The organism is Deltaproteobacteria bacterium (assembly GCA_021737785.1).
In the GTDB taxonomy this organism is placed as follows: domain Bacteria; phylum Desulfobacterota; class DSM-4660; order Desulfatiglandales; family Desulfatiglandaceae; genus AUK324.
Genome location: JAIPDI010000086.1, coordinates 1 through 9,985, shown reverse-complemented (window position 1 = coordinate 9,985; position 9,985 = coordinate 1). Strand labels below are relative to the sequence as shown.

The window sequence follows — 9,985 nt, the reverse complement described above, 5'->3', positions numbered from 1 at the left end:
TTCATCACCATGGATAACGGGATAAATCACATGAGAACAGACGTGCGCAAGATACGGCCGGCCGAGCTGGCCTTTGATATTGACGGGGTCATCGCCGACACCTTCAGGGCCTTTGTGAGAGAGGCCCGTGAATCGTATGGTCTGGATATCGAATATGAGGCCATCACCGAGTATGACTTCACAAAGGTGATTGATATGGATCAAGAAACGAGTGATGCCATCATTGAAAGGATACTGGAAGACCCGATAGGCATAGGGATCGGCCCGATCCGGGGTGCATCGGACGTGCTGAGGCGACTTTCCCGTTTCGGGCCGCTCTGCCTGGTAACGGCAAGGACCAACCGGGAGGCCATCATGGAGTGGATCCAACAGACATTGCGGATCCACGACGGGAATCCTATCCGCCTGGAGGCCACAGGGACCCACGAAAACAAGCTCCCGGTGCTCTTGAAGCATGGGATCCGGTATTTTGTAGAGGACCGTTTGGAGACCTGCTATCTCATGCAGCAAAGCCCGGTGACGCCGATTGTCTTTGATCAGCCCTGGAACCGCCAGGCCCATCCGTTCTTATGCGTCGGGAGCTGGGATGACATCCGTGATATGGTTGAATGGGAGGCAACATAGCGACTTCCTCTTCCCAGGCCCTGTGCCCAATCCGGTCAAATGCGCAGGTCGTCCTTTGGTAGCGAAAACTTGAAGCTCAAAGCTGAAAGCTGAAAGGCAGGCACTGCTGTTTACGGATTCAGTAGCGGCCAAGGGCCTGCGTCCGGCACATGTACCTCAGGAAACCGGCTTTTCTGTTGACACGGGAAATGTGCAGCAGTAAAAAATGGATTCAGCGCCGAGAGGTATGGAATTGCCGTTAACCCCTTAACAGAGAGGAAAAACATGGATATCACGGAACCCAAAATAACGCCTCAGGAGATCCTGATCCTTCAGGATGACAACTTCAATCCGGATAATGTCTGCATCGTTACCGGGGCTGCCATGGGGATCGGCAGGGCCACTGCCGTGGCGGCCGCGGCCAATGGCCTCACCGCCGTCGGCCTGGACGTCAACGAAGAGGAGGCGTTAAAGACCGTCCAGATGGTCCATGACATGGGAGGGAAGATGGTCTTTGTCAAGGCCGATCTCACCAAGGATGAGGAGATCAAGCGTGCCGTGGCCGAGGCGGCCAAGGTGGGGACTATCAAATACCTGGTGAATATCGCCGGGGTCCAGCACATCGATTCCATCGATAACTTCCCGATGGAAAAATACGACTTCATGCATCGGCTGATGCTTCGGGCGCCCTTTTATCTTTCCAAGCTAACCATCCCTCATATGAGAGGGAGCAGCGACGGGACGGGGGGCATCGGCAATATGGCCTCTATTCACGGGCACATCTGCACCCTGAACAAGGCCGCCTACAATATCATGAAATTCGGGCTGAGGGGCCTGAGCCAGTCCATATCCGCGGAAGGGGATGGCAAGATCCGTTCCTTTACCGTGAGCACCGGATTCATCAAGACGGCCCTGGCCCTGAACCAGATCCCGGCCCAGGCCAAACAGCGGGGCATCACGCCGGAAGAGGTGGTGCGGGACGTCATGATGGGGGATTCGCGCATCAAAGAGATGATGACGCCCATTGAGGTGGCCAATCTGTTTTTATTCGGGTTTTCCCGGTTCGGGCGGTACCTGGTGGGCGGCGATCTCCTCTTTGACGGCGGCATGGTCCTGACCTATGCGGAAAAGAAGGCCGTCAAGCGGAACCCTGAAGCATAAGGGCACCCGGCCTGTCGAAGATGGCGGCAATATGGGAAACGTGAACAAGACCGGTGCAGGACGTCATGGGCGTACGCGCCCACGCACGACATGGACATGGATACGGGACTATCCGACAGTAGTGAGTCGAATGCTACCCCATTCGCTTGAGTCTCGAGGATGACTTGATTCTATTGGAGAAAAGTTTGGTGCAGGTGGGGCAATAGAGGGGGTGATCTTTCACCGCCGTATGCCGGGTGGTCTGCAGTTCCACATGCTTGAGGAATTTCTGGGAGGCAAAATATCTGCCGCAGGCATGACACCGTTCAAGAACGTGGACCCCGATGATCTCATCGCGGATGGAAATGGTCCGGGTGTTGCCCATATCTTTTATCTGGATGGCCCCTGTCGGGCAGATGTTGGCACAGGTGCCGCATCCGATACAGCGGCCCTTTTCGGGCACCACAAAGCTCATGCCATCCCGCGTTTCCATTTTGAGTGCCCCGGCTCCCACAATTTCTTTGCACACACGGATGCAGAGCCGGCATCTGACGCAGCCGTCAGCCACGGGGCCGGGATCCACGCCATATTCATCCGCCAGATGTCGAATGACCTGAGACTGGGGGGCCATGGCCAGGAGATTGCGAAAAGCGGACTGTCGCGCCTTTGTCACCAGATCGCTTTCGGTGGTCACGTCCAGCCCTTCCTTGACCTTCAGGATACAGGAGAGGAGAATCCTCTGTTTTCCGGTGCGTCCGCGGACTTCCACACCGCACAGTTTACAGGCGCCGATCGGCTTCAGGGCCTCATGATAACACAATGTGGGGATCCTGATCCCCTTTGAACGGGCCACCTGCAGGACGGAAACCCCTTCTTCGGCCTCGATCTCATTCCCATTTATGATCATTCTGGGCATTTATCCTGTCCTCTGTTTGGGCCCTAATCGCGACCTGCCTCGTGGAGATCGTTCACATACTCCTCCAGGTAGTGGAGTTCGGTGGAGAGGGTTCCCACCTGATGGTGGGCAAGATCACAGATACTGATCAGCGAAACAATCTCCCCCCCGTCGATCACCGGTATATGCCGGATACCTGTCTGAATCATGAGCGACAGGGTGGCGTCTATGTCGTCTTCGGGCCTTGCCACAATCAATTTATTGGTCATGGCGCTCCTCATTTCGATCTCTTTGAAAGGCCGCTTCCCGGACCTGGCATAGCTGAGCAGGACATCCCTTTCCGTAAAGATGCCGACCGGGCGGTTGCCTTCAATGACGATCACCGCAGAGAGGTCTTTTTCCGTCATCAGATTGATGGCGTCTTCCACCGAGAGGTGGCTCTCTATGACGACGGCAGGGCCGCCCTCTTGATCAATCACATCCTGAATCGACATGAATCCCTTTCTCCAATGAGGGAAAAGTTTTTCGAGGCAACCGGGTATCCTCCATCAGGGCCGGAAGATAACTTCAGTTTGCATCCCCTCCTGTTCGTGAAAACAGGTTTTAGTGTACCGGGTACGCCATGAAGTCATGAAGGATGCCTGAACGTCAGTCCGTCAGGATGCGGAGGCAATCCTGAGGAAAACGATGGGTCCCTTCCTTGTCAAGGGTGACCTCAATGAGGGCATCAGGATCGTTCTTGACCGTGTCGGGATCGGTCACCACGCCGTGCAAGCCCACATACCGATCCATATATCCCTGCCAGCTCTCATCCTCGGAGCTTCTGTACACCTCGACCTTCTGACCTTTCCGAAACGCCATAACTCCCTCGCTCATCTTTCCGCTAGACCAGTACCTTGGGCGGTCCTGTTTCCGTCTGGTTTTCAACCCCGGATTTCCTGGCGCATTCCAGGCAGAGGACCCTTTCGGTCAAATGTTGATTGATCCCTTTGATCCGTTTTCGGATGAAATCATGATACCTGGCCGGACCGATGACCTCGCCGCACGCCTCACAGGTTTCCACCTTGAGGCGGTTGAGGACCGTACCGCACAGGCTCAGGACCCTTTCGTCGCCCAAATCCTCCATCTGCATGGCCCCGGTGGGGCAGTTGGCTGCACACGCGCCGCACAAGATACACCTTTCAGCGGTAATTCTGAAATCCGTAGGATCCGGGTGATCGAAATCCAGGTATCCCATCTGCAGGGCGTCCACCCCCATCTTGTCGCGACATATCTCCACGCAGCGGCCGCATCGGATGCAGATGTCGCACCTTAAACAGCGCCGGGCCTCTTCCCGGACGGCGTTTTCCGGATACCCCAGCTCCACCTGCTGAAAGGTCACCCGTCTTCTCTCGTCATTGAGCATGGGCATGTCCGGCCGCTGGAGGCTCATCTTGGTGGAGGCAGGGATTTGAGTGAACGCCATGCGACGCCGGCGTACAGGCACCGGGGGCATTTTGGGCTGAGGGATGCCGCAAAGATATCGATCGATGGCGGCGGCGGCCCGCTTCCCTCCGGCGATGGCCTCCACCACGGTGGCAGGGCCTGAAACAGCGTCTCCTGCCGCAAAGACACCCTCTACGGAGGTCTCCATGCTGGCGATGTCGACGCCCACCGTGTTTCGCCGGGACCATTTCAGGGTTCCAAGATCCATCAGCCCGGAAGGATCCACGGTCTGCCCGATGGCCGGTATAACCGCATCCACATGAAGCAAATAGTCACTCCCCTCCACAGGGACCGGTCGGCGCCGACCGCTTTCGTCCGGAGGGCCCAGTTCGGTTCTCATGCATTTCAGAGAAGAAAGTGTGTCATCATCACCCAGGATCTCCACCGGAATGGTCAGAAAGGAAAACCGAACTCCCTCTTCCTCGGCCTGTTGAACCTCCTCCTCATTGGCGGGCATTTCCGACCGTGTCCTCCGGTAGATCACCGATACCTCGTGGCACCCAAGCCGGACACAGGTCCGCGCAGCATCCATGGCCACGTTCCCCCCGCCGATAATCGCCACCCGCTTACCGGGCATATGCCGGTCGCCCAGGGCCACCCGTCGCAGAAAGGCGATGGCATCAACAACCTGAGGATACCGGTCTTCTCCGGGAATGCCGACCGTCAAAGAGGCGTGGGCCCCCACGGCGATGAGAAAGGCCTCGAACCCCTCCTCCCTGAGCCGGTCAAAGGTCACGTCCTTACCCAAACGGGTGTTGAAACGGAATTCAACGCCCAGATCCTCGAGCATGGATACTTCCTGATCGATGACCTCTCTGGGAAGGCGGTATCTTGGAATTCCCACCATCATCATCCCGCCGGCCATCGGGAGCGCGTCAATGACGGTCACCCGGTATCCTTTGAGGGCAAGGTAGTAAGCGGCCGTCAATCCGGCCGGCCCGGCGCCCACAATCCCCACCTTCCGGCCGTTGTCGGCGGATTTTTCGGGGTTCCGATAGAGGCGATCCGACATGGCCTTTTCTGCAGCGAACCCTTTGAGGTACTTGATTGAAACCGGCGTGTCGATCCGCCCTCTCACACACATGAATTCGCAAGGGTTGGTGCATACAAGTCCGCATACCCAGGGGAAAGGATTGTCCTTCCGGATCAGTTCAATGGCTTCTTCGTCACGGCCTTCTCCTATCAGGGTTACATAGCTGGGGACATCGATGCCGGCGGGACAGGACATCTGGCAGGGCGCAGGAGCCAATCTGACACAATCCGCGTCCGGACATGTCCGGGTTTCGAGGTGGCTCAGAAAGACCTCCCTCTGTTTTGTAAACACGGATTGAAGCCATTTCCCGGTTTCCTGGCAGGCCTTATCGGGGATTTCCGTGACAAGGCGTTGGGCGAGGGACTCCATGGCGGGGAGGTGCTCAGGCCCCCCCCTTCCGGAAGAGATGTCCTGCATTAACGCCAATATATCTTCAGCCAGCTGCTTGCCCCTGGCATTCTTCAGTTGCCCTCCGACAACGGCATCTGACAGCCGCTTTACGGTGTCGGCAACAGGGCATATTCTGTCTGACATATAATTTCATCCCAAGGCGGCCTAACAGCCGCAACCAAAAGGTTTCACCCAAGTCCCGGAAGCGTTCTGGACGCCCACGGGCAAACTTATCGCGTTGCAGAGAAGTTACAGACAAAGACTCTAAGGCGGCATGGCCGCAACTCAATGAGAGGTCCCGGTGTAAATAGATTACAACAGGACAGTCCCGGGCTACTCCAGGGAGGTCATGGCCTTTGCATAGCGTTCCCGTTTGATCTTGGGGGCCTTTTCGGCCGGTGCGAACTGAAGACACTTGGTGGTGCACACCGTGACGCAGGCAGGTTCCAGGCCCTTGTCAAGACGATCCATACAGAAATCGCATTTGACCGCCTTCCCGGTTTCAGGATTCCACTGGGGTGCTCCCCATGGGCAGGCCGACATGCAGGTCTTGCATCCGACACAGAGGGCCGGGTCGACAAATACGATACCGTCTTTGTCCCTCTTCCGCATGGCGCCGGTGGGACACGCGGCCACGCACCAGGGGTCCTCACAGTGAAAACAGGGCATGAAGGTATACCCTGCCTTTGGAAGCCCTCCGATAAAAACCGGACCGACGGTGATGATCTCACACAGCTTCGGACCGACCGGCAAGTCCTTATTGCTCTTGCACGCCACCTCGCAACTGTGGCACCCGATGCACTTTTTGGTATCCTGTGACAGATAGTACTTGCTCATCATCTTCCTCCCATTGTGCCTGTCGCTGTTCCTTCGAGCTTCGTCACGGTCACAAAGGTGTCATGCAGGGCCGGACTCCCGCCGATCATATCTGAAATATTTTCCATTAGCACCGCGTCGCTCACCCCTTTGTTAAAAGATCTCGTTGCCGCTTGGGATTGGTGCCCGTAGCCGTGCAGCATGAAGACCGCCTCAGGATGAATCAGGTCCGTCACCAATGCACGCATCTCTCCCGAGCCTCGGCTGGACGATATGGTCACCATGTCCCCCTCTTTTATTCCGAGCCGAGCCGCTTCTTTGGAATTCATCCAGAGTGTGTTCTCAGGGGCAATCTCATTCAAGTAGGGGTTGTTCTGTGTGGAAACGTGCGTATGCAGGGCGCAACGCCCAGTGATTAATCTGAATTGGCCCTTCGGCGGCGAGGGCATCGATTCATATTCGGGGAAGGAAGGAAACCCTGCGTCTTCCAGGAGAGATGAGACCAGTTCGATCTTGCCGGAAGGCGTCTTGAATTTGAGGGAGTCTTCCCTGTCCCAGAAAATCTGTTTGTCCGTGTAGGCGACGAATCCCTTGGACCGAAAATCTTCCGGATAGAATCCGGTGCCTTCCAGTTGCCACCTGACCAGGTCCTCCATGGTCGTGTATGGGAAATACGCGCCCGTCCCCAACCGTTCAGCGATCTGTTTAAGAATAATGGCCCCGGGCCGGGTGTCATAACGCGGGGTAACGCACTGCTGTCTCAGAAACATCTGCGGCTTGAGTCCGTTTGCCTGTTGAATAGAATCCGTGCGCTCCAGGTAGGTGGATTCAGGAAGGATGACGTCGGAGTACCAGGCGATATCACTGTAATTAACGTCAATGGTCACGATAAGGTCCAGCTTGTCCAGCGCCTTCTTGGTCAGGGTGCTGTCCGGTATGGACATGATCGGATCAAAGCGGTAATTGATGAGCGCCTTGAGTGGATAGGGATCCTCCTCAAGGATGGCCCTGGGCAGCATCTGTGCGACACCGTGATTCGGATCAGGGAGGGGAAAATCAGGTGTCCCCACCTTGTCAAACCGCGGCTTCGTGATCTCCGGAAACGTCTGTTCCGTGAGTTTGCGCGCCGGTTTCCCGCCCACTTCCCCAGGTCCTTTTTTGAAGAAGATGCCGCCCTTTGCCTCGATACTCCCCATGAGGGCATTCAGAATCAGGATGGACCTGCGTTGATATATTTCATTGGCGTGATTGGCGCCCCGGTATCCGTAATGAAAGATCACCGCGGGTTTGTCCTCGGCCAGTTCCCTGGCCAGCGATTCGATCTCCGAGGCGGCTATGCCCGTCTCCTGTTGCGCCCACTGGGGCGTATACGGCTGGACAAAGTCCTGAAGCTGGGCCAGCCCCGAGACCCAACGATTCACATATGCGGCATCATACAACCTGTCTCTAAGGATCAGATGAATCAGCGCATAGTTGAGGGCAAGGTCGGTCCCCGGCCGGATCATCCAGTACCGATCCGCCTTGGTGGCGGTGATGCTCACCCTCGGATCGATACAGGTCAGTTTTGCGCCCTTTTCCAGGGCCTCGGTCAAGGCCCTCACGCCCTTCACCTCAATGGCCTCGAAAATATTGCGGCCGTAAAGGACGATGTGCCGGGTGTTCTTGTAGTCTATGCCCATCTGGGCATCGGTATACCCGAAAAGGGAACGCGCCGCCGTATTGACCGAACCCTTGCAGAGGGCATCATGGGTGAAATGGTTGGGTGATCCGATGGCCTTGAGGAAGGTCTTGCTCACATGGGTGGCAAGCTGGGTCCGCTCCCCCAGGGCCACGCTGTGCCCCCCATGTTCATCAATGATCTTTTTAAGCTGTCCTCCCACCCTGTCGAGGGCCTCCTCCCACGTGGCCTTTTTCCACTGTCCGGATCCACGGGGGCCGGTCCTGATCATGGGCGACTGAACCCTCTCATGGTCATACAAAAAGGCGATCCCGGCCGCCCCCCGGGGGCAGAGGCTCCCCTCCATCCCTGCCACATGGGGATTCCCTTCAATCCACTTCACCTGGTCATCCTTTGTGATCACCTTTATGGGACAACGCACCGAACACATAAAACACAGGCTGTACACTTCAGATTCCATGCATGTTCTCCTCAGTCCGAAACTCCGCTTTTTCTCTTCTCAGATCGGCGCTCTCCATACGTCCGGCACTATTGCGTATCGCAGAGAGAAAGCAGATCTGAAAATGCATCCCTTGGTCGAATGGCTGAATGAAATAATAGGATTCAAAAGAAATTTTGCGGGTGAAAATGCTTATCACTATTCGACGCGGGTGTCAAGTCTCGCACAGCAGTGCAGGCAATTTTCATTTTGGGGCCATAGCCTTGCGGGAGCGGCTTCCCGGCCGCGAAAATGCGCGGCAGGATGACGCTCACATGGCATTGTGACTGCTAGGTCCGCTCCATAATGGGAATTGCTGCAGAAGTCCTGTGCAGTCTGAATACCAAGGTACAACCCGGCGGGTTCAGGTGTTCTGCAGAATATGGCATTTCGGCCAAGAATTCATGAGGGCGATCCGTCCGGCCCTCATGGGCGGATGATGACCCCCTCTTATCGGCCTGAATACTCCTCCCGCATGATCCTCTTGAGGACTTTGCCGGCGATGTTGCAGTTGTGCCGACAGGTTATTCCTTTTCCCGTTCAAGCAGGCGTCTCAGTTCTTCTGCCACAAAATCGATGTGTCGCCTGGCCTCTCTGGACGCCCGTTCGGCGTCTCCCTCTTGAATGGATTTAAAAATATTGAGGTGCTGTGCGGCAATCAGTTCGCGATTCGCCTCTTTCTTGAAGAGGGTCTCCCGGGAGACGATCTGGGTATTCCAGAGGATATGATAGCAGGAGGCCATGAGATGTGAAAAGATGGTGTTTCCTGTGGCCTGGGCAATGGATACATGAAAATCCGCATCTGTCCTGGCATCATCTTTTTTGAGGTTCAGGTTTTTCTGATCCTTCTCTATGATTTTTGCTATTTTTTCAATGTCCTGTTGTGAGGCCCGTTTCGCGGCGTTGTAAGCGACCCAGCTTTCCATGGCCCGCCGGATCTCCAGGAGCTCAAAGATCTTCTCCATGTCCTGTGCAATGAGAATGCTCACAGGATCTGCGAGAAATTTCTCGGCAACGGATCGGACAACGATCTTGCTTCTCGGCCGGATGTCAATAAACCCCATGGTTTGAAGGGCGTTGAGGGCCTCTCTCAACGGGGGACGGCTGACCCCGATCATCTCGGCCAGATCCCGCTCCGAGGGGAGTTCGTCTCCGGGTTTCAGCTCGCCCTTGCTCAGCATCTCCTTGAACTGCTCGATGATTTCATCCGAGATCTTTCTGGCGGAAATTCTCTTGAACATCAGATCCTTTGTATGCGCCTATGCAGGCAAGCAACAAGTAAATGGTTTGCCGACAGGGTTCCCTGGTTGACACAACACTGTTTTGTGTGGTTATACCAGATACATTTCTTCTCTGCAAGAGCTATTTTCACATCCAATTTCATGGATGATTTCCACGTTCCTTACATCGGTCAACGGCGTGCCATCTTATGTTCAATATATAATAATTACTAATTATTATAATTAG

The 9,985-nt window shown here is 55.7% G+C and carries 9 protein-coding genes; 2 read left to right on the top strand and 7 right to left on the bottom strand.

What is annotated here, in order from left to right; all coding sequences use genetic code 11:
• Both K9N21_23255 and K9N21_23250 read left to right on the top strand, forming a co-directional pair.
• A partial coding sequence (locus K9N21_23255) for a hypothetical protein (protein MCF8146835.1) occupies nt 1–624 on the top strand: 624 nt, incomplete at its 5' end.
• Nucleotides 625–888: 264 nt separating this feature from the next.
• Nucleotides 889–1,764 carry an SDR family oxidoreductase gene (locus K9N21_23250; protein ID MCF8146834.1) on the top strand — a complete coding sequence of 292 codons (876 nt, stop codon included), beginning with the start codon at nt 889–891 and terminating at the stop codon, nt 1,762–1,764.
• A gap of 133 nt (nt 1,765–1,897) precedes the next feature.
• Here the strand turns inward: K9N21_23250 and K9N21_23245 are convergent, their stop codons facing one another.
• From K9N21_23245 to K9N21_23215, 7 genes are all read right to left on the bottom strand, one after another.
• Nucleotides 1,898–2,659, bottom strand: coding sequence for a (2Fe-2S)-binding protein (locus K9N21_23245; protein ID MCF8146833.1), 762 nt, complete (start codon nt 2,657–2,659; stop codon nt 1,898–1,900).
• Nucleotides 2,660–2,682: 23 nt separating this feature from the next.
• Nucleotides 2,683–3,132: a CBS domain-containing protein gene (locus tag K9N21_23240; GenBank protein MCF8146832.1), complete on the bottom strand. Its 450-nt coding sequence runs from the start codon at nt 3,130–3,132 to the stop codon at nt 2,683–2,685.
• Between the two features lie 154 nt (nt 3,133–3,286).
• On the bottom strand, nt 3,287–3,499 hold the full coding sequence (locus tag K9N21_23235; protein MCF8146831.1) for a hypothetical protein: 213 nt from the start codon (nt 3,497–3,499) through the stop codon (nt 3,287–3,289).
• A 22-nt stretch (nt 3,500–3,521) separates the two neighbouring features.
• A complete protein-coding gene (locus K9N21_23230) occupies nt 3,522–5,690 on the bottom strand; it encodes an FAD-dependent oxidoreductase (protein MCF8146830.1) in 2,169 nt (722 codons plus the stop codon).
• A 189-nt stretch (nt 5,691–5,879) separates the two neighbouring features.
• Nucleotides 5,880–6,383, bottom strand: a complete 504-nt coding sequence (locus tag K9N21_23225; protein ID MCF8146829.1) for a 4Fe-4S binding protein — start codon at nt 6,381–6,383, stop codon at nt 5,880–5,882.
• Nucleotides 6,383–8,500 (bottom strand): molybdopterin-dependent oxidoreductase, encoded by a 2,118-nt coding sequence (locus tag K9N21_23220; protein MCF8146828.1) that lies wholly within the window; start codon nt 8,498–8,500, stop codon nt 6,383–6,385. The genes K9N21_23225 and K9N21_23220 overlap by 1 nt, the downstream gene beginning before the upstream one ends.
• A gap of 542 nt (nt 8,501–9,042) precedes the next feature.
• Nucleotides 9,043–9,759 carry a FadR family transcriptional regulator gene (locus K9N21_23215; GenBank protein MCF8146827.1) on the bottom strand — a complete coding sequence of 239 codons (717 nt, stop codon included), beginning with the start codon at nt 9,757–9,759 and terminating at the stop codon, nt 9,043–9,045.
• Nucleotides 9,760–9,985: the final 226 nt, after the last annotated feature.